This is a genomic window from Pseudomonas salicis (assembly GCF_057128705.1).
In genome coordinates this window covers 48,470-68,768 of record NZ_JBSKHU010000005.1, presented here as the reverse complement: position 1 = coordinate 68,768, position 20,299 = coordinate 48,470, and the positions used below count along the sequence as shown (strand labels likewise).

The following is a 20,299-nucleotide window of genomic DNA, read 5'->3' as shown; positions in this document are numbered from 1 at the left end:
GAGCTTGCTCGCGATAGCGGTGTGTCTCTGAACACATTCAAACCTGACGAATCGCTTTCGCGAGCAAGCTCACTCCTACAGGAGCATTCGAATACCTCAGTGCCGAATTAAGAAGACCGGATGAAGACCCGCGACCGAATACTCGAATGCGCCCTGCTGCTGTTCAATCAGCAAGGCGAGCCCAATGTTTCAACCCTGGAAATCGCCAACGAGCTGGAGATCAGCCCCGGCAACCTCTACTACCACTTTCACGGCAAGGAGCCGTTGGTGATGGAGCTGTTCGAGCGCTTCCAGTCCGAGCTCGCGCCGCTGCTCGACCCACCCGCCGATGCGCGCCTGGACGCCGAGGATTACTGGCTGTTTCTGCACCTGATCGTCGAGCGTTTGTCCCATTACCGCTTTCTGTTCCAGGACCTGTCGAACCTCGCCAGCCGCCTGCCGAAGCTCGCACGGGGCATTCGTAATCTGCTCAACGCCATCAAACGCACCCTTGCCTCGCTGCTGGCGCGGTTGAAGGCCGAAGGGCAAGTCACCAGCGACACGCAGGCGCTGGGGCAACTGGTCGAACAGATCACGATGACGCTGCTGTTCTCGCTGGATTACCAACGCATCCTCGACCGTGAGGGTGAAACTCGGGTGGTGGTGTACCAGATCATGATGCTCGTCGCGCCGCACCTGAAACCGGGCGCGAGGCATGCGGCAGAGCGGTTGGCTTTGCATTATCTGGAGGATTGATGTCAGCCGAAACATCCCCTTCGCTGCCGGTCGGATGGCACAGATGTTTGGTATTTATCTCCCCTCTATCGCAATAAAAAACCCGACCTGTTCTCACAGATCGGGCTTCGGTCCAACCAGCCGTGAATCAGGACTGGCTGGAAGGGGTCGACGCGGCGGAATTGGTCGACGGTGCAGCGGCGGGCGCGGACGGTGCCGGGGAGGCAGACGCGGCGCTGGTGGTTGCAGCAGGAGTGGATGCTGCGGCCGGTTTGGCGGCTGCGGCGGGCTTCGGTGCTGCGGGTTTCTTGGCAGCGGCTGGCTTTTTCGCAGCGGCGGGTTTGGCCGCGACAGGCTTGGCTGCCGGTTTTGCCGCAGCAGGCTTGGCCGCTGCTTTCGGGGCGGGTTTGGCCGCCGGTTTCGCAGCAACGGTTTTCGCCTTGGCGGCGGTGGACGCAGCGGCTTTCGACGCAGCGGCTACCGGCTTGGCGGCGGCCTTGGCCGCTGTTTTTGCGACCGCCGGCTTGGCCGCTGCGGTTCTGCTGGCGGCGGCGCTTGCGGCTTTGGCGACCGGTTTAGCCGCAGCTTTCGCCAACGGCTTGGCAGCGGGTTTGGCGGCGGTTTTAGTGGCAGGTTTCGCCGTTGCCGTTTTCGACGCCGAAGGCACCGAGGCGCCCGTCAGTTTTTCGATTTGCTTGGTCAGCAGATCAACTTTGCTGTGCAGGGCTTTGACTTCGTTGCGGCTCGGTACACCCAAGCGAGAAATCGCGCTGTTCAGACGCTTGTCGAAAGCCCCCTCCAGTTCGCCCCATTTGCCCAGCGCCAGGTCCTTCACGTCACCGACGCGGGACTTGGTCGAAGCCTTGGCCGTGTCGACGGTTTTACCGACGGTGGCCTTGGTTTCTTTCTCGGCTTTTTCGCCGTCTTTCACCAGCGTTTCGAAAAGCTTACTGCCGTCATTGCTGATCTTCGAGTAAGCGCCTAAACCAGCCAGCCAGATTTGGCGGGAGTATTTCTCCACTTCACCAATCCAGGAGCCGCCTTCTTTTTCGGTTTTCTTTTTGCCAGCCATCCCGCTCTCCTTATTGTTTACGCGCGACACGTTCAAGCAATGCCGTCAGCTCATCGAGCTTAGCAGACAGTGTCTCAACATCATGTTTAGACGGAATGCCAATGCGATTCAAGGCGCCGGCCACACGGCGGTCGAAGGCGCTCTCGATTTTGTCGAGTTGCACTTCCACACGGCCTTTGGCTTTGGTGATTTCGCCGGTGACTTCATCCTTCGCCGAATCGATTTCGCTGTTCGCGGCTTCGATTTTTTCGTCGATGACTTTCTTGGCTTTCTTTTCGGTCTGCTCGCCGGTCTTGATCAGCTCTTTGACGTACTCAGCGCCTTCCTGCCCGGCCTTCACGTAGGCACCCAGGCCTGCGAGCCAGATTTTGCGGGCGTAGAGACGAACCTCGGAGAACGTCTTCGCATCTTCGGCTTCGATTTTTTTCTTCAGAATCACTTTGGCCATGGTGCACCTCACGCTCGAATGGGATAGGAGGAACCACCCCGCAGACGGGGGCATGGGCACAAAGTAGAGAGAAAAATTAGAAAGCTCACCCTAGACGATGAGCACGACGAGCAACTGTAGGAGTGAGCTTACTCGCGATAGCGGTATGTCTGTAGACGCATCGAGGGCCGACGAACTGCTATCGCGAGCAAGCTCACTCCTACAGACTTTCGGCCTACGTTACAGCGCTAGCGCCCGCAAGCCACGCTCCTAAAAATAGGCCGTCAGGCAATAAGCGCTTTATCCAGCTGCCGCTCGACCTCAGACTGGATCGTGGTGCTCATCGCCGACAGGAAGAAATTCAGCTCGATGTTGACCCGCACCAGCGCGTCTTCCACCTCAACGGTGCCTTTGGCGCCCTTGCCTTCCAGCGACACGGTGTCGCCGTTCCAGCTGTGCTCGATGCCATATTTGTCGCCCAGCTTCTCAGCCAGCAGCTCGGCTTTCTCGCGAGCCTTGTCCTTGCCCAGTGCATGCGGGCGTTCCACGGTAATACGGGCCATCGGCGGGCTCCTTCATCGGCGTAAATCGTCGGGCCACTATACCAGCGGCGTTCGGCGAAGAAACTGTTGGCGGTGAGCCTTGTCAAGACAAAGCCAGCCCCGACGATTAGAATGGCGGCACTTTATTCCGGTGACAGCGATATGAACGATCCGCGCAAAGGCAGCGATGCCGAACCCACCACCCACTTCGGTTACAAAACCGTCGCTGAAAGCCAGAAGGCCGAGAAAGTCGCCGAGGTTTTCCATTCCGTGGCGGCCAAGTACGACCTGATGAACGACGTGCTGTCCGGCGGCATGCACCGTCTTTGGAAACGCTTCACCATCGAGCTTTCCGGTGTGCGCACCGGCAACCGCGTGCTGGACATCGCAGGCGGTACGGGCGATTTGGCCAAGAAATTCTCCCACCTGGTCGGTCCGACCGGTGAAGTGGTGCTGGCCGACATCAACGCGTCGATGCTGAAAGTCGGTCGCGACCGCCTGCTCGACCGTGGTGTGGCGGGCAATATCAAGTTCGTCCAGGCCGACGCTGAAAAGCTGCCGTTCCCGGACAACCATTTCGACTGCGTGACCATTGCCTTCGGCCTGCGCAACGTCACGCACAAGGAAGACGCCATCCGCTCGATGCTGCGCGTCCTTAAACCGGGTGGCCGCCTGCTGGTGCTGGAATTCTCCAAGCCGACCAACAAAGTCATGTCCAAGGTTTATGACGCCTATTCGTTCGCGTTCATGCCGTTGGCGGGCAAGCTGATCACCAATGATTCGGAAAGCTATCGTTACCTGGCCGAATCGATCCGCATGCACCCGGATCAGGAAACCCTGAAGTCAATGATGGTAGAGGCCGGTTTCGACCGCGTGACCTACCACAACATGACGTCCGGCATCGTAGCCCTGCACCGTGGTATCAAGCCCTGATGCTGATCAGCGGCTTGCTCGCCAGTGCCGAGCACGGCATCAACCGTGTGCTGCAAATGGACAGCACCGCCCTGCCACGCCTTGAGCGCCTGAGCGGAAAGGTGATTGCGGTCGAATGCACAAGCCCGGCGTTTCACCTGCACATTCTGCCCAGCGACGAAGGCCTGATGTTGGCCTCGCGCTGGGAAGCAGGCGCTGACGTGACCCTGCGCGCCCCGGCTGCCAGCCTCATGCGCCTTGCGCTGAGCAAGGACAAGAACGCCGTGCTGCACAGCCCGGAGGTCGAGCTGGATGGCGAAAGCGCCGTGCTGCTGGAGTTGGTGGGCGTAATGCAGGATCTCGACCTCGACTGGGAATACGAGCTGCAACGCTGGCTCGGCCCAGTCGCCACGCCGCTGATGGGTGGCCACCTGCGCAACAGCGCACGCTGGACCCGCGAGAGCATGGCGAGCCTGAGCCACAACCTGGCCGAATACCTGGCCGAAGAATCCCGCACCCTGGTCGGCAAACGCGAGGCTGAAGCCCGCTTCGCCGAACTGGATCAGACCCAACAAGACCTGGAACGCCTCGAAGCCCGCTTCGAGCGTCTGGCCCACTCCCTCAAATCCAGCGATAACGCATGAGCCTGCTTGCCGTCCGCCGCCTGTTTCGCATCCAGCGTGTCGTAATCCGTTACCGCCTCGATGATCTTTTGTTCGCCCTGCCACTGCCGTGGTGGCTGCTCGCCGTGCGCTTCGTGCTGCCGTGGCGCTGGATTCCCCGACGCAAAAGCGAGCTGACCCGAGGTGCGCGCCTTCGCTTGGCGTTGCAGGACCTGGGGCCGATCTTCATCAAGTTCGGCCAGTTGCTTTCGACCCGCCGAGACCTGCTGCCCGAAGACATCGCCGACGAGCTGATGATGCTGCAGGACCGCGTGCCTCCGTTCGAATCCGAAAAGGCCATTGCCCTGATCGAGTCGCAGTTGGGCGCGAAAATCAACGACGTGTTCAGCCGTTTCGATGTTGCGCCGTTGGCGTCCGCGTCGGTGGCGCAGGTTCACGCCGCTCGCCTCAAGACCGGCGAAGAAGTCGTCGTGAAAGTCGTGCGTCCGGGCCTCAAACCGGTCATCGGCTCGGACCTGGCGTGGCTATTCATCCTCGCCAAGATCGCCGAGCGTTTGTCTGCCGACGCCCGCTTGCTGCACCCGGTGGACGTGGTCGCCGACTACGAGAAGACCATCTACGACGAACTCGACCTGTTGCGCGAAGCGGCGAACTCCAGCCAGCTGCGCCGCAACTTCGAAGGCTCGACGATGCTGTACGTGCCTCAGGTCTATTGGGACTGGTGCCGCCCGAAAGTGCTGGTCATGGAGCGGATTTACGGCGTTCAGGTGACCGATCTGGCGACGCTCGCCGATCAGCGCACCGACATGAAGAAACTCGCCGAGCGCGGTGTGGAGCTGTTCTTCACCCAAGTGTTCAGAGACAGCTTCTTTCACGCCGACATGCACCCTGGCAACATTTTCGTCAGCACGGTTTCGCCGTGGGACCCGCAATACATCGCCATCGACTGTGGCATCGTCGGCAGCCTCACGCCGGAAGACCAGGACTATCTGGCGCGCAACCTGTTCGCGTTCTTCAAGCGGGATTATCGCCGCGTCGCACAGCTCCACATCGACTCAGGCTGGGTGCCCGCTGAGACCAAACTCAACGAGTTTGAAGCCGCGATTCGTACCGTGTGCGAGCCGATCTTCGAGAAACCGCTCAAAGACATTTCCTTCGGTCAGGTGCTGATGCGCCTGTTCCAGACCGCGCGTCGCTTCAACATGGAAGTGCAGCCGCAACTGGTGCTGTTGCAGAAAACCCTGCTCAACATCGAAGGCCTGGGCCGTCAGTTGTACCCGGAACTGGACTTGTGGAGCACCGCGCAGCCGTTTCTGGAACGCTGGATGCGCGAGCGCGTCAGTCCTAAAACGCTGATCGGCAACCTGCAATCCCAGGTCGAACAGATTCCACATCTGGCGAACATGACACGCGATCTGCTGGAGCGCCTCTCGCAGCCGCACACTTCCGATCCCGCGCCTCCGTACACGCGCAAGGGCGACCACTGGGCGTTGCGTCTGATCGGCGCGGCATTGCTGGGCGGTGGCGTGGTGCTGGCGACGGCCCATACTCAATCAGGTGAAGAATTGATCGCCCTGAGTGCCTGGCCCGCGCTGCTGATGCTGGTCGCCGGGCTCTATCTGGTCGTGCGCCGATAGCCATCGGGGCAAGCCGCTGGCACACTAACCCACCCACCCATCGGCCGGAGCCGACGATGAAAGACTGGCTGGACGAGATTAAATGGGACAGTGACGGTTTGGTGCCAGCGATTGCGCAGGACCACAAGACCGGGCGCGTCCTGATGATGGCCTGGATGAACCGCGAAGCGCTGAGCCTGACGGCCACCGAGAACCGCGCCATCTACTGGTCGCGCTCCCGTGGCAAATTGTGGCGCAAAGGCGAAGAATCGGGCCATGTGCAGAAATTGCACGAACTCCGTCTGGACTGCGACGCCGACGTCATCATTCTGATGGTCGAGCAGATCGGCGGAATCGCCTGCCACACCGGCCGCGAAAGCTGTTTCTACCGGGTTTTTGACGGTGCAGGCGACGATGCTGGCTGGAAGACCGCGGACCCGGTCCTCAAAGACCCGCACGCCATTTATCACGCAGGACACTGAACATGACCGATACCCTGTCTCGCCTCGCCCAAGTGCTCGAAGAGCGCAAAGGCGCGGCTGCCGACTCCTCCTACGTCGCCAGTCTCTATCACAAGGGGCTGAACAAGATTCTGGAGAAGGTCGGTGAAGAGTCGGTCGAAACCATCATCGCTGCCAAGGACGCCGCCGTCAGCGGGGACTGCAGCGATGTCATCTACGAAACGGCAGACTTGTGGTTTCATAGCCTGGTGATGCTCGCAGCGCTGGGCCAGCACCCGCAAGCCGTACTCGATGAACTGGACCGCCGCTTCGGCCTGTCCGGACACGTCGAAAAAGCTGCTCGTTCGACGGATTAAACACGGGCCTGCGAGCCCTGAAATCATTGTGAGGAACGCGTCATGGGCATTTTTGACTGGAAACACTGGATCGTCATTCTTGTGGTCGTCGTATTGGTCTTCGGCACCAAGAAACTGAAAAACCTGGGCACTGACGTTGGCGAGTCGATCAAAGGCTTCCGCAAGGCCATGAACGACGAAGAAAAACCGACCGAACAACCGCCTGTTCAGCCACAGCCGACCGCGCAGCCTGTTCCACCGACTCAGCCGCCGTATCAGCCGCACACCATCGACGGCACTGCGCAGAAAGTCGAAGAGCCCATCCGCAAAGACTAGGTCGTGACGCATGTTTGGTATCAGCTTCTCTGAACTGCTGCTGGTCGGCCTCGTTGCCCTGCTGGTATTGGGCCCCGAGCGTTTGCCGGGGGCGGCGCGGACGGCCGGGCTTTGGATCGGGCGTCTGAAACGCAGCTTCAACGCGATCAAACAGGAAGTTGAGCGCGAAATCGGCGCCGATGAAATTCGTCGTCAATTGCACAACGAGCACATTCTTTCGCTGGAAGAAGAAGCGCGCAAAATCATGCAACCGCAGCAAGCGGCGGCGCCCGTCGTGCCGCCAGCGGTTCAGCCGGTCAGCGAGCCCGCCGCGCCGATCATGGGTGCCGCGCCTACGCCACCGAGCGCCGACATTGGCCCGGCAGCGCCTGCTGAAAGCGCGTCGGTCACGCCGCCCGCTGCGCAGCCCGAGCCTGCTCCGCCTGTCGCGACACCTGCGCCCGCTCCGGTGGCCACTACGCCCACGGCCGTGCCGGGCGCGCCCTCCGCCAACGATTCGACACAGCCCCCACGAGCCCCATGAGCGAAATCCCGGAAAACGACCAGCAAATGCCGCTGGTCTCGCACCTCACTGAGCTGCGCTCGCGCCTGTTGCGTTGCGTGCTGGCGATCTTCGTGATCTTCGGTGCGCTGTTCTACTTCACGCAGAAGATCTACACCTTCGTCTCGGCGCCACTGCGCAAGTTCTTGCCCGAAGGCGCGACGATGATCGCCACTGATGTGGCCTCGCCGTTTCTGACCCCGTTCAAGCTGACGATGATGGTGGCGCTGTTCCTGGCAATGCCGGTCATCCTGTACCAGATCTGGGGCTTCATCGCGCCAGGCCTGTACAAACACGAAAAACGCGTGGCGGTGCCGCTGCTGATTTCCAGCATCATTCTGTTCTACGCCGGGATGGCCTTCGCCTACTTGCTGGTGTTCCCGCTGATCTTTCACTTCTTCGCCAGCGTGACCCCGGAAGGGGTGTCGATGATGACGGACATCTCCAGTTATCTGGATTTCGTCATGACGCTGTTCCTGGCGTTCGGCGTGGCGTTTGAGATCCCGGTCGCGGTCGTGTTGCTGGTGTGGATCGGCATCGTTGATGTGAAGTACCTGAAGAAGATTCGCCCCTATGTGGTGATCGGGTGCTTCGTGGTCGGCATGATCCTGACCCCGCCGGACATTTTCTCGCAGACGCTGCTGGCCGTGCCGATGTGGCTGCTGTTTGAAATCGGCGTGTTGTGCAGCTCGATGGTCACCAAACGCGGCGACCACGAAGACGACGAGAAAGCCGAAGACGAGCAAGACCAGCCGCCAGCGACCCAGCCGTGAACCTGCTGCTTCTGGAAGAGGCCGACTTCATCTCGGCTGATCGGGTGGTGTTGCGTGATCGACGCCTCAAGCACATGCAAGAGGTGCATCGTTCGGAGGTCGGCGACAGCCTGCGCGTTGGACGCGTGGGCGGTTTGCTCGGCAGCGCGCAGTTACTGCGTCTCGAACCCCGCGAGGCGGAACTGTCTGTCAGTTTCGACCGTGAGCCTCCCGCCAAACTGCCGCTGACCCTGGTGCTCGCCCTGCCCCGCCCCAAAATGCTGCGCCGGGTGTTTCAGACCGTCGCCACCATGGGCGTGCCCAAGGTCATTCTGGTCAACAGTTACCGCGTCGAGAAAAGCTTCTGGCAGACGCCGTTTCTGGAGCCTGGGGCGATTCGTGAGCAACTGATCCTGGGGTTGGAACAGGCCCGGGACAGCGTGTTGCCTGAGATCATCATCGAGAAACGCTTCAAGCCGTTCGTCGAAGACCGGCTGCCTGCCATCGTTGAGGGGACGCTTGGGTTGGTTGGGCATCCCGGCGATTACCCGGCCTGCCCGCGTGCGGTCAATGAGCCGGTCACTTTGGCCATCGGCCCGGAAGGCGGCTGGATTCCCTACGAAGTCGACCTGCTGCGCGAATCCGGCCTGAACCCTGTGCAGCTCGGCGACCGCATCCTGCGGGTCGAAACCGCCGTGACTGCCCTCCTCGCCCGGTTGTTCTAAGCCGGGCTCAGGCTTCTGCCGAAGGCAGAGGCGGCATCGCGGCGCGATTCCAACGTCTTCGATTCCAGGCTCTTCCCATTGCAACGACTCTTGGCCGATATGCCATCCTCGCTCTGCTTCAGATTGGTGCGCACTTGCCGATAGCGTGACGTCCCAAAAAACAATCAGCAAGGAATCGTCATGTATCGCTGGACCGCCCAACGTCTTGGAAATATCAGTGTCAGTCGTAAGCTCGGGATCGGGTTCGGGCTGGTTTTGCTGTTGACGCTGGTCATCACCGCAACAGGCTGGTCGGGCGTGAGGTCGTTGATTGATCGCGGCGAGAAGCTCGCGACGATCTCCCAGATCAATGAGTATTCCCTGGCGCTACGCATTGCACGCATGAATTACGAAACCCAAGCCAGCCCTGATACGGCGAAGGCCGTCATGACCGCGCTGGACCATCTCGACGCGGAGCTCAAGACGGCCCACGGCAAGCTCGTGGTCGGGAGCGATCTGAAGCTGCTGGACGCTCAGACCCAGGCCGCCACTGACTACCGTCGCGCATTCGAGGACATGGCCAAAGCTATTCAGGCCCGTGAAGCCAGCCGCGTGAACTTGGGCGCAGCCGCGGATGCCGCCGTGGACGAGGTCAACAAGATCGAAGAGGCGTTGATCCAGCACGACAACATTCTGCAATTCAACAGCGCCGTGGGCGTGAGCAAGCTGATTCAGCAGGCGCGTTTTCAAGTACGCGGCTACACCTTCAGCGGCAATCCAGATTTCGAAAAGAGCGCCACAGCCGCCATCGAAGAAGCCATCGTTGGCGTGAACACCTTGGCGGGCGATGTCTCGTCCCAATACATCCCTCAGCTGCAACGGGCGAATCTGGCCCTCAAAAGTTACGGCGCTGCAGTCGCACAATACCGCGACGCCCAGCTGGTGAGCCGCCAGGCGCTGCAGAAGATGGAGGGGTTCGGTCAGCAGTTGCTCGACCTGAGTGACAAATTGACCACCTCACAAAATACCAAGCGAGACGCCGACAGTGCGCAGGCGCAATCGATGCTGAGTCTGGCGACAGCGCTGGCTCTGTTTTTCGGGGTCCTTGCGGCGTGGGCCATTACTCGCCAGATTACCCTCCCGTTGAAACACACGCTCGTCGCGGTGGATCGCGTCGCGTCCGGCGACTTGACCCACAACTTGAGCATTGATCGCCGTGACGAACTGGGTCAGCTGCAAGGCGGCATTCAGCGCATGACAGTGAACCTGCGCGAGCTGATCGGCGGCATCAGCGACGGTGTCACGCAAATCGCCAGCGCCGCTGAGCAGCTGTCCGCGGTGACCGAGCAGACCAGCGCCGGGGTTAACAATCAGAAAGTCGAGACGGACCAGGTCGCTACGGCCATGCACCAGATGACGGCCACGGTGCAAGAAGTCGCACGGAATGCCGAGGAGGCTTCAGAAGCCGCTGTGGCGGCCGATCAGCAGGCCCGTGAAGGCGACAAGGTCGTGAGCGAGGCCATCGCTCAAATCGAGCGTCTGGCCACCGAAGTGGGGCATTCCACCGAGGCCATGGGTGAACTCAAGCGCGAAAGCGACAAAATCGGCAGCGTGCTGGACGTGATCAAGTCGGTCGCGCAGCAGACCAACTTGCTGGCGCTCAACGCGGCCATCGAAGCCGCCCGGGCCGGTGAAGCGGGTCGCGGCTTCGCCGTAGTGGCCGATGAAGTGCGCAGCCTGGCCCAGCGCACGCAGAAATCCACCGAAGAGATAGAAGACCTGATCGCGGGCTTGCAGAACGGCACGCAACAGGTGGCGACGATCATGGACAACAGCCGTGAATTAACGACCAGCAGCGTGGAACTGACCCGTCGGGCTGGTGGCGCGCTGGAAAGCATTACCCGAACCGTGTCCGCGATCCAGTCCATGAACCAGCAGATTGCGGCGGCCGCCGAGCAGCAAAGTGCAACGGCCGAAGAGATCAACCGCAGTGTGCTGAACGTGCGGGATGTGTCGGAACAGACCTCAGCGGCCAGTGAAGAAACCGCGGCATCCAGCGTGGAGCTGGCGCGCCTGGGCACGCATCTGCAGGGGCTGGTCGGCCGGTTCAGGGTTTGACCGAGCAGCTTGCTGCCGCTGAAACCGGTGGGAGCGAATTCATTCTGGACGGCAATCCGACGAAGCGGTGGTACATCCGATGCATCTCCATCGGCTGTACGATTTTTCGCGAATGAATTCGCTCCTACAGGGGCACGGGGAGCCGTCGAAATCCGGGCACAACTGAATATCTGTGACCTGGTTCACCCCACGCTTCGCCTCGGAAACGTCCTACACCCTCTTCAGGTCACGCTCCCGTTTCCCCTGCCGATGCGCGCTTATCGCCCATCCGCAGGAGATGCACCATGTCCCATGGAATCAACGGGGCGCTGGCCAATACCAGCGTCAAACTCAAACTGGCACTGGGCTTCGGCCTGGTATTGCTGCTGACGCTGGTCATCACCCTCACGGGCTGGCACGGCCTCGACGCCATGATCGAGCGCTCAGAGTCGCTGACCTCCATCGCCCAGCTCAACGCCCTGACCAAAGACCTGCGTGCCGAACGCATCACGTTCCGGATGGAAAACACGCCGGAGAGTGCCAGCCTGGTCGCCACCCGCATCAATGAAATCGAAGCGCACCTTGGAACGCTCAGGCATGACGAGGAAGACGCGGACGTGCTTCAAATGCTCAATAAACAAAGCGAGACCGTCCGAGCGCTGGAACAGGCTTTCGGCGACTTGAGCCAATTGCTGCAAACCCGCGATACATCTCGGGCGCTCATGAAAGAGCTTTCGGATAACGTGATCAGTGCGGTCGATCAGGTCGAGGCTGACGTATTGAAGGCTGTCAGCGAGGAGCAGGACAACAAGGAAAAACTCGAAGAATTCACCAATATCCTGCAACTGCGGCGGCACATTCAGACGGCTCGCTACGAGGTTCAAGCTTACGTTTACAGCGGTAAGGATGCCTTTGAATCAGGGGCGATCAAAGCAATCGAGAAGGCGATTGAGGCGGTCGATCAGATCGTGGCCAGCCCCTCCGACACCAACGCAAGTATTTTGACGGCAGCGCGCAAAGCACTGGAAAACTACCGCGAACAGCTGAATACGCTGAAAGTGGCTCAGACCAAAGCTGAGGCCGCTCAAGAGTCGATGGAAGCCATGGGCGACGTGTTGCTCGCATCCACCGCCGAGATTACCGCACTGCAAAGCCAGCGCCGGGACAGCGATGCCGATCGGTCGCGCAACACCCTGATCGGCGTGGCACTGCTGGCTATCGTGCTGGGGTTGTTGGCGGCCTGGCTGATCACCCGGCAGATCATCCTGCCACTGCACCAGACCCTCGCAGCCGCCAAGCGGATTGCCAGCGGCGACCTGAGTGTTGACCTCGACGTGCAACGCCATGACGAAATGGGCAGTCTGCAACAAAGCATGCAGGACATGACCCTGCGACTGCGGGCGCTTATTTCGGGCATCAGTGACGGTATCGCGCAGATTGCCAGCGCCGCCACGCAGCTGTCGGCGGTAACCGAGCAGACCAGCGCCGGGGTCAACGATCAGAAACGCGAAACGGATCAGGTCGCCACGGCGATGAATCAGATGACCTCCACTGTGATGGAAGTCGCACGCAACGCCGAAGAGGCCAGCGAGGCGGCGGTGCAGGCTGATCAGCAGGCGCGGGAAGGTGATCAGGTGGTCGCAGACGCCATTGGCCAGATCGAACGGCTGGCGGTCGAGGTGGCCAATTCCACCGACGCCATGGGCAAGCTCAAGCTGGAAAGCGACAAGATCGGTGGCGTGCTGGACGTGATCAAGTCGGTGTCGCAGCAGACGAACTTGCTTGCGCTGAATGCCGCCATCGAAGCCGCCCGGGCGGGGGAAGCGGGCCGGGGGTTTGCCGTTGTCGCCGATGAAGTGCGCAGCCTGGCCTTACGCACGCAGCAATCCACCGAAGAAATCGAACTGTTGATCGCGGCCTTGCAGAGCGGCACGCAACAGGTGGTGAGCACGCTGGATGCCAGCCGCACGTTGACGGATCGCAGCGTCGAGTTGAGCCGTCGGGCCGGTGCGGCGTTGGAGCACATCACCCGCACGGTCTCGACGATCCAGACCATGAACCAGCAGATCGCGACGGCAGGCGAAGAACAAAGCGTCGTCGCCGAGCAGATCAACCGGAGCGTGCTGACCGTGCGGGATGTGTCCGAACAGACAGCAGCAGCCAGCGAAGAAACCGCCGCTTCAAGCCTGGAGCTGGCGCGACTGGGGACGCATCTGCAAGAGATGGTCGGGAAGTTTCGGGTGAGCTGAACGCGATGCTCTCTATGGCGTTCTTGCTACGAGATCGCTGTGGGAGCGAATTCATTCGCGAAAGATCGTACACCCGACGCAGATGCGTCGAATGTACCCCCGCATCGTCGGATTGCCTCCCAGAATGAATTCGCTCCCACAGATTCGCTGGCGACGATGCGATTTGAGGGTCGCTCCTCCCCTGTAGGAGTGAGCTTGCTCGCGATGACGCCAGGTCGGTCAACACTGCGACATCTGACAGGACACCTCGCGAGCAAGCTCACTCCTACAGGAAGTGCGGCTGCTGGAGGTTGTACCTGATCACACCCAAACAAAAACGCCGCCGAAGATCACTCTCCGGCAGCGTTTTTTTTTGCAGCGGTTACGTCAATCAGGCATTGGCGAGCGACGGCACGTTCAGGTGTGTCGCAGGCTGCAAGGGCAGCAGGGGCGCGTGAGGGTCGGCTTTCACCGACGCTCGCCACGCTTCCAGCCACGCTTCGTTGCCTTCCGCCCAGACCGCCTCATGCAGACGCGCCAGCGCAACAGGATCGCTCAGCAATTGCAGGCGTTCGTTGTTGTTCAAGTGCTCCGGGCCGCCTTTGATGGCGTGGCGCACGCGTTCGACGCGCATCCACTCGATCGGCTCGGCGTGACGGTGACGTGAGGTTGCCAGTGCACAGGCCAGAGCGTTCTGCTGTGGATCGACCACGGCACGAACAAAACCATCGTTCAGTGCATGCCAACGGTTCTCGTGAGTGTACTGATCGGTCGACACCAGCTCCTGCGGCGGGGTGTGCTCTTCCGGGATCAGGAACAGACTTTCATCCTTCGCTTTCAAGCCCAGGTTGGTACGGCTGGAAATGACCGACACCGGGATCGAGAGCATCAACGAGCCGACAATCGGCACCAGCCACCACAGGAAGCTTGGGTTGAGCCAAGCCACTAGCAGCGCCCAGCCGAAGCCGAGCAATGTCTGCGGTCCGTGACGCTTGACCGCTTCGCTCCACGGCGTGGAGTCGTCGTCACGTTGTGGCGAGTTCCAGGTCGCGGCCCAGCCGAGGAACGCGGCCAGCACGAAGCGGGTGTGGAAGATCATCCGCACCGGCGCCAGCAGCATGGAGAACAGCATCTCCAGGAGCATCGACATGGTGACTTTGATCCGACCGCCATAGCCCGTCGCGCCTTTGGCCCAGATCAGGATGACGCTGAGCAGTTTTGGCAGGAACAGCAGAACGACGGTGGTCGAGAACAGCGCGACGGCTTTTTCCGGGTGCCACTGTGGCCACAACGGATAGAGCTGACGCGGCTCCAGGAAGTAGGTCGGTTCCATCAGTGTGTTGACTGCGAGCAGCGCCGTCGACAACACCAGGAAAAGGAACCACAACGGCGCCGAAAGGTAGGACATCACGCCCGTCAGGAACACCGCACGGTGAACCGGGTGCATGCCTTTCACCAGGAACAGGCGGAAGTTCATCAGGTTGCCGTGGCACCAGCGACGGTCACGCTTGAGCTCGTCCAGCAAGTTCGGCGGCAGTTCTTCGTAGCTGCCCGGCAAATCATAGGCAATCCACACGCCCCAGCCGGCACGGCGCATCAGCGCAGCTTCGACGAAGTCGTGAGACAGAATTGCACCGGCAAACGCGCCTTTACCGGGCAACGGCGCCAACGCGCAGTGCTCGATGAACGGCTTCATGCGAATGATCGCGTTGTGACCCCAATAGTGGGATTCACCCAGCTGCCAGAAGTGCAAACCGGCAGTGAACAGCGGGCCATACACACGGGTGGCGAACTGCTGCATGCGGGCATACAGCGTGTCCATGCCCGAAGCACGTGGCGCGGTCTGGATGATACCGGCGTCCGGGGTCGCTTCCATCAAGCGCACCAGACTGGTCAGGCACTCGCCGCTCATCACGGAGTCGGCATCGAGTACGACCATGTAACGGTAGTCACCGCCCCAGCGACGGCAGAAGTCGTCGAGGTTGCCGCTTTTGCGTTTCACGCGACGGCGGCGGCGGCGGTAGAAAATCCGGCCAAAACCGCTGGTCTCGCGGCACACGTCCAGCCACGCCTGCTGCTCGGCAACGGCGATGTCGGTTTCGTTGGTGTCGCTGAGCACGAAGAAGTCGAAGCGATCCAGATCGCCAGTGGCGGCGACCGACTCGAATGTGGCGCGCAGACCGGCGAATACGCGAGGCACGTCTTCGTTACAGATCGGCATGACCAACGCAGTACGCGCACCGGCTTCAATCGGCTCATTGCCCGCGCTGGCGCCGGAGATACGGTATTTGTCACGCCCGGTCAGCAGTTCGAGGAAGCCCATCAAGGCGGTCCAGAAACCGGCAGACACCCAGCAGAACAGAATTCCGAACATCAGCAGAATGGTGGTCTGCAGTGCGTACGGCATCACCTGAACGGCGGTTTGCCACAAGGTCTGGCGGCTGATTTCGTCGAACGAGACCAGCGACCAGCCTTGGTACGGCAGGATGCCCTTCATGTAGAAGCCAGCCACGATGGTCTGGCCCAGCATGAGGATCAGCAGAATGTAGCGACGGATCGAACCGACCGTGCGCCACCGGGACTTGGGCAAGTCGCGTGGCAGATCGTCCTTGGCGGGCTTGGGCGGGTTGGTTTTCCCGGTCAGACGACGCCAGCCACGGTGCAGGATGTTGGTGCGCCATGGCTCCGGGACGACTTTGGTACGGCGGATCGGCGGCGTGGCTTTAAGGCACACGCGACCGCTGGCGTCGACCGTCAGCATTTCTGCTTCGTGCAACTCGTCAGCGGTGGTCAGGGTCAGGCGACGGCCCACCGAAGCCTGAGCGGCCTCGGCGGAGTCGGTGATGGTCTGCGCCGAAAGGCGTTCATGCAGCTCAGCGAACGAGGTGCAGCTGGCCAGTTCGGCCCGCTGCTCGTCACTCATTGGCAGGTGTGCGAGATACTCACTTAGAGATTCAGGCACGGCTTGTGAATTACTCATCGGCTGGCAACTGGTAGCTCCAGGTCTCGGTCAGAATCTGTTGATTCATGGCCGGGCCCTGCTGGGTGGATGCAGCCTGTACCGCTGGCTGCGTGGTGTCTTTATTACCTTTGTTCGCCTTGGCAGCATCGCCCAGGGCGGCTTCAGGCTTCGACGCTTCGTCGGACTTGGCTTCGGCAACCTTGGCAGCGTCAGCTGGCTTGGCGGCATCGGCCTTCGCGTCTTTCGCAGCAGCGTCTTTGCCATCGGCTTTCGCGTCGGCCTTGGCCACTTTGGCGTCTTTCGCATCACCGGCTTTCACAGCGTCGGTTTTGACGATTTCGGCTTTTTCGTCTTTAGGCGCGGCAGCGGCGACCGCCGGTTTGGCGTCCGCTTTTTTCTCAGGCTTCTTGTCTGCTTTGTCAGCAGTGATCAGCGCAGGTTCCTTACCAGGTTCGACCGGGGTCTCGCGCAGCAGGTACGCGCGCAGCTCCACGTTCTTGTTGGTGTCCTTGACCTTCAGGCGCAGCGTCAGGCGCCAGCCCTTGGTGACCGGGTTGTAACGCAGGTTGTTTTCGACCAGCTCGGTGTTGTCGTCAGTGGTGACCTGGCTGCGGATCGCCGGGTCTTCACCCAACTTGGCCAGGGTCGGGCCGACGAAATCGACCAGATAGGCAACGCTGCCATCCGGCTGTCGGATCAGGTTGGACTGCTTCACGTCACCGGTGGAACGCAGGGTCTGCTTGACCCAGCCCAGATCCGGCGAGTGAATGGAGTCTTCATCCATGGTCCAGTGCAGACGGTAGTTGAAGTCGATTGGCTGACCCGGCTCAGGCTGGGTTTCCGGCTTCCAGAACGCAACGATGTTGTCGTTGGTTTCATCGGCAGTCGGAATCTCGACCAGATCGACAGTACCCTTGCCCCAGTCGCCTTTTGGCTCGATCCAGGCACTTGGGCGTTTGTCGTAGCGGTCGTCCAGGTCTTCGTAGTGACTGAAGTTACGGCCACGTTGCAACAAACCGAAGCCGCGCGGGTTTTCAACCGAGAAACTGCTGACAGCCAGATGTTTCGGGTTGTTCAGCGGACGCCAGATCCACTCGCCATTGGCGGCCTGAATCGACAGACCGCTGGAGTCGTGCAGCTCGCGACGGTAGTTGAGGACTTTCGATGGCTGGTTGGCGCCGAATAGGTACATGCTGGTCAGCGGCGCAACGCCCAATTTGCCGACTTTCTCACGCAGGTACATGCGCGATTGCACGTCGACCAGGGTGTTGGTGCCCGGACGCAGGGTCAGTTTGTAGGCACCCGTGGCGCGTGGGGAGTCCAGCAGCGCGAAGATCACCAGATGGTTGTCATCCGGGTTCGGCTTTTCGATCCAGAACTCGGTGAAACGCGGGAATTCTTCACCCGACGACATCGCGGTGTCGATGGCCATGCCACGGGCGGACAAGCCGTAAACCTGACCTTTGCCGATGACGCGGAAATAGCTCGCGCCCAGCATGGTCATGATTTCGTCTTGTTTGTCGTCCTTGTTGATCGGGTACGTCACGCGGAAACCGGCGTAGCCGAGGTTTTCGGTGGACTTAGGATCGAACTTGACGTCACCAAAGCTGAAACGGCTCGGATCGTATTTGATCTCGTTGACCGTCGTGGCGGTGACCTCGTTGATCTTCACCGGGGTGTCGAAGTGCATGCCCTGGTGATAGAACGAGATTTTGAACGGCGTCTTGTCAGCGGCCCACTCGGCCTTGTCCTGCAAGAAGCGGATCTTCTGGTAGTCGGCAAACTTCATGTCGCGGAATTCCGCTGGAAGGTTGCTTTTGGGGGCTACGAATTTCTGTCCGGCCAGTTCTTTGGCCTTTGTCGCCACGTCGTCAATATCGAACGCCCAGAGCTGGCTGGCGCCGAAAAGACAAAACAAAGCCGACCCGGCCAACAAGGCGCTGCGCAGGCGCTTGCCAGGGGTCTTTGGTGCATTACATGGACTAACAATCACGAGCAACCCTCGCCGAAAACAGATGAAGAAACCAACGGCCAGCTTTCAAATGCCGGGTTGGCGAGCATTGTTCCGACTCCGAAAGGGGCCAATGATTCCCCAAACGATATCGGACCAGTCTGCGTTTTTACCGATGGGACGAGTTTTCACTCGCCTTTGTAGCGCGCGATTATCTAGTAGCCCGCGTTACAACGCATCAGGGGAAACAAAGTATTTATGGCTTTTTGCCTAATAAATTCGGGTACGTTAGGCAAAACCGGCGATTCAGGTCTCGAGCAAAAATGTCACAGGGCCATCATTCACCAAATGCACCTGCATATCCGCACCAAATTGGCCCGAAGCGACCGTCCCGTGCGAGGTTTTAGCCTTTTCCAGCAAATAGTCAAACAATTCGGCGCCGAGGGCGGGAGGCGCGGCTTTGGAGAAGCTGGGGCGCATGCCGCTTTTAGTGTCGGCGGCCAATGTGAACTGTGAAACCAGCAGTAATCCACCGCCCACGTCGTTCAATGACAGGTTCATTTTGCCGTCGGCGTCGCTGAACACCCGGTAGTTAAGCAGCTTGTGCAGCATTTTGTCGGCGCTGGCGCGAGTGTCTTGAGGTTCGACCCCCACCAGTACCAGCAACCCTTGATCAATGGCGCCCACCGTTTCGCCCGCGACATCGACGCGCGCAGAACGCACGCGCTGGAGCAAACCCTTCATTTATTCGCCTCGTATCGGAATGGTTCGCCAGACCCTGCAGGAGTGAGCTTGCTCGCGATGAGTTGGAGCAGTTATTACAGACATGACTGACAGACCGGAATCGCGAGCAAGCTCACTCCTACAGAAAGTATGCGGCCGAACTTCAAGCCTCTTCCGGCGGAAGATCGAGCAAACGCCGCGCCACTTGCGACGCTGCGCGTACCAACGCATCGGTGATGCCCGGTTCGGAAGCCGCGTGGCCCGCGTCGCGAATCACCTGCAATTCGCTGTTCGGCCAGTTCTGGTGCAGTTCCCACGCGTTATCCAGCGGGCAAATCACGTCGTAGCGGCCATGCACGATGATCCCCGGCAGGTGCGCGATCTTGGGCATGTCGCGAATCAGCTGGTTTTCTTCAAGGAAGGCGTTGTTGGTGAAGTAATGGCATTCGATGCGGGCAATGGACAGCGCGCGCTGTGGCTCGGAGAAGCGGTCCACCACCAGCGGGTTCGGACGCAGTGTCGCGGTGCGGCCTTCCCACGTGGACCACGCCTTGGCCGCGTGCATTTGTGCGATCTGATCGCTGCCCACCAGACGCTTGTGGAAGGCCTTGAGCAGATCGCCCCGCTCGTCCTGCGGAATCGGCGCCAGGTAATCCTGCCAGTAATCGGGGAACAGACGGCTCGCGCCTTCCTGATAGAACCAATTGATCTCCTGCGGACGGCACAGAAAGATGCCGCGAAGAATCAGGGCGTGCACACGATCAGGATGAGTCTGGGCGTAGGCCAGCGAAAGGGTCGAGCCCCACGAACCGCCAAACAGCACCCATTTGTCGATGCCCAAGTGCTTGCGAATGCGCTCAAGGTCTTCGACCAAGTGCCACGTGGTGTTGTTTTCAAGATTGGCGTGAGGGGTGGAACGGCCGCAGGCGCGCTGGTCGAAGGTGATGATGCGGTACAGGTTCGGATCGAAATAGCGACGGCTCTGCGCATCGCACCCCGCACCCGGCCCGCCGTGGATGAACACCACCGGCAAGCCTTCCGGCGAGCCGCTTTCATCGACATACAGCACATGAGGCTCTTCCACTGCCAGATCGTGCCGGGCATAAGGTTTGATCTGCGGGTACAAAGTCTGCATAGGTGCTCCATAAGTCCAATTCAGGGGCTTCTATCTATCTGCCGTTGGGCATCATAAACCCGAAATGACAAATGATCATATTGGCGCAGTGAACGCCGCGTATCGTGTGCAGCGGCGGAAACTGGAACGATCGATGCAAGGTGCTTCGCAGCCTCTGACAACTTGAAA

The 20,299-nt window shown here is 60.4% G+C and carries 19 protein-coding genes and 2 pseudogenes; 14 read left to right on the top strand and 7 right to left on the bottom strand.

From position 1 onward, the window contains the following. The first annotated feature begins 120 nt into the window (after nt 1-120). Entirely contained in the window at nt 121-735 is a 615-nt protein-coding gene (locus ACWKWE_RS18905) for a TetR/AcrR family transcriptional regulator (protein WP_401147190.1), read from the top strand. A gap of 127 nt (nt 736-862) precedes the next feature. Here ACWKWE_RS18905 and ACWKWE_RS18900 read toward each other — a convergent pair whose 3' ends face one another. From ACWKWE_RS18900 to ACWKWE_RS18890, 3 genes are all read right to left on the bottom strand, one after another. Further along, nucleotides 863-1,786 carry a phasin family protein gene (locus tag ACWKWE_RS18900; RefSeq protein WP_483851376.1) on the bottom strand — a complete coding sequence of 308 codons (924 nt, stop codon included), beginning with the start codon at nt 1,784-1,786 and terminating at the stop codon, nt 863-865. Between the two features lie 10 nt (nt 1,787-1,796). After that, a complete protein-coding gene (locus ACWKWE_RS18895) occupies nt 1,797-2,234 on the bottom strand; it encodes a phasin family protein (protein ID WP_483851375.1) in 438 nt (145 codons plus the stop codon). Nucleotides 2,235-2,497: 263 nt separating this feature from the next. After that, nucleotides 2,498-2,776: a polyhydroxyalkanoic acid system family protein gene (locus ACWKWE_RS18890; RefSeq protein WP_166598156.1), complete on the bottom strand. Its 279-nt coding sequence runs from the start codon at nt 2,774-2,776 to the stop codon at nt 2,498-2,500. 141 nt (nt 2,777-2,917) lie between these two features. Here ACWKWE_RS18890 and ubiE point away from each other — a divergent pair, with 141 nt between their 5' ends. From ubiE to ACWKWE_RS18825, 13 genes and pseudogenes are all read left to right on the top strand, one after another. Beyond that, nucleotides 2,918-3,688, top strand: a complete 771-nt coding sequence (gene ubiE / locus ACWKWE_RS18885) for a bifunctional demethylmenaquinone methyltransferase/2-methoxy-6-polyprenyl-1,4-benzoquinol methylase UbiE (RefSeq protein ID WP_110951120.1) — start codon at nt 2,918-2,920, stop codon at nt 3,686-3,688. Further along, nucleotides 3,688-4,311 (top strand): ubiquinone biosynthesis accessory factor UbiJ, encoded by a 624-nt coding sequence (locus ACWKWE_RS18880; protein WP_483851374.1) that lies wholly within the window; start codon nt 3,688-3,690, stop codon nt 4,309-4,311. Before ubiE ends, ACWKWE_RS18880 begins: the two co-directional genes overlap by 1 nt. Further along, on the top strand, nt 4,308-5,927 hold the full coding sequence (ubiB, locus tag ACWKWE_RS18875) for a ubiquinone biosynthesis regulatory protein kinase UbiB (protein ID WP_483851373.1): 1,620 nt from the start codon (nt 4,308-4,310) through the stop codon (nt 5,925-5,927). Before ACWKWE_RS18880 ends, ubiB begins: the two co-directional genes overlap by 4 nt. Nucleotides 5,928-5,983: 56 nt before the next feature. Then, a complete protein-coding gene (gene hisI / locus ACWKWE_RS18870) occupies nt 5,984-6,388 on the top strand; it encodes a phosphoribosyl-AMP cyclohydrolase (protein WP_166598152.1) in 405 nt (134 codons plus the stop codon). Between the two features lie 2 nt (nt 6,389-6,390). Further along, a complete protein-coding gene (locus tag ACWKWE_RS18865; protein ID WP_166598151.1) occupies nt 6,391-6,723 on the top strand; it encodes a phosphoribosyl-ATP diphosphatase in 333 nt (110 codons plus the stop codon). 42 nt (nt 6,724-6,765) lie between these two features. Further along, nucleotides 6,766-7,038, top strand: coding sequence for a twin-arginine translocase TatA/TatE family subunit (locus ACWKWE_RS18860; protein ID WP_166598150.1), 273 nt, complete (start codon nt 6,766-6,768; stop codon nt 7,036-7,038). Nucleotides 7,039-7,048: 10 nt separating this feature from the next. Further along, complete coding sequence (gene tatB / locus ACWKWE_RS18855; protein ID WP_483851372.1) at nt 7,049-7,561, top strand: Sec-independent protein translocase protein TatB; 513 nt, start codon at nt 7,049-7,051, stop codon at nt 7,559-7,561. Further along, on the top strand, nt 7,558-8,352 hold the full coding sequence (gene tatC / locus ACWKWE_RS18850; RefSeq protein ID WP_483851371.1) for a twin-arginine translocase subunit TatC: 795 nt from the start codon (nt 7,558-7,560) through the stop codon (nt 8,350-8,352). Before tatB ends, tatC begins: the two co-directional genes overlap by 4 nt. Continuing rightward, on the top strand, nt 8,349-9,056 hold the full coding sequence (locus ACWKWE_RS18845; RefSeq protein WP_483851370.1) for a 16S rRNA (uracil(1498)-N(3))-methyltransferase: 708 nt from the start codon (nt 8,349-8,351) through the stop codon (nt 9,054-9,056). Before tatC ends, ACWKWE_RS18845 begins: the two co-directional genes overlap by 4 nt. A gap of 180 nt (nt 9,057-9,236) precedes the next feature. Continuing rightward, nucleotides 9,237-10,298, top strand: a pseudogene (locus ACWKWE_RS18840) (methyl-accepting chemotaxis protein); the annotation flags it as partial. Then, nucleotides 10,290-11,153: a methyl-accepting chemotaxis protein gene (locus ACWKWE_RS18835; RefSeq protein WP_483851621.1), complete on the top strand. Its 864-nt coding sequence runs from the start codon at nt 10,290-10,292 to the stop codon at nt 11,151-11,153. The pseudogene ACWKWE_RS18840 and the gene ACWKWE_RS18835, both read left to right, overlap by 9 nt. 284 nt (nt 11,154-11,437) lie before the next feature. Then, nucleotides 11,438-12,523 (top strand): annotated as a pseudogene (locus ACWKWE_RS18830) (methyl-accepting chemotaxis protein); the annotation flags it as partial. Then, nucleotides 12,506-13,381 (top strand): methyl-accepting chemotaxis protein, encoded by an 876-nt coding sequence (locus ACWKWE_RS18825; RefSeq protein WP_483851620.1) that lies wholly within the window; start codon nt 12,506-12,508, stop codon nt 13,379-13,381. The pseudogene ACWKWE_RS18830 and the gene ACWKWE_RS18825, both read left to right, overlap by 18 nt. Nucleotides 13,382-13,751: 370 nt before the next feature. On the opposite strand, the gene mdoH is transcribed toward ACWKWE_RS18825, so the two are convergent. The 4 genes from mdoH to pip all read right to left on the bottom strand — a co-directional run bounded on the left by mdoH (nt 13,752) and on the right by pip (nt 20,131). Continuing rightward, nucleotides 13,752-16,340 (bottom strand): glucans biosynthesis glucosyltransferase MdoH, encoded by a 2,589-nt coding sequence (mdoH, locus tag ACWKWE_RS18820; protein ID WP_483851369.1) that lies wholly within the window; start codon nt 16,338-16,340, stop codon nt 13,752-13,754. After that, nucleotides 16,333-18,321, bottom strand: a complete 1,989-nt coding sequence (locus ACWKWE_RS18815) for a glucan biosynthesis protein G (protein WP_166598143.1) — start codon at nt 18,319-18,321, stop codon at nt 16,333-16,335. The genes mdoH and ACWKWE_RS18815 overlap by 8 nt, the downstream gene beginning before the upstream one ends. A gap of 258 nt (nt 18,322-18,579) precedes the next feature. Next, nucleotides 18,580-19,017, bottom strand: a complete 438-nt coding sequence (gene dtd, locus ACWKWE_RS18810; RefSeq protein WP_341960512.1) for a D-aminoacyl-tRNA deacylase — start codon at nt 19,015-19,017, stop codon at nt 18,580-18,582. A gap of 142 nt (nt 19,018-19,159) precedes the next feature. Then, nucleotides 19,160-20,131, bottom strand: a complete 972-nt coding sequence (gene pip, locus ACWKWE_RS18805) for a prolyl aminopeptidase (protein WP_483851368.1) — start codon at nt 20,129-20,131, stop codon at nt 19,160-19,162. Nucleotides 20,132-20,299 lie beyond the last annotated feature (168 nt).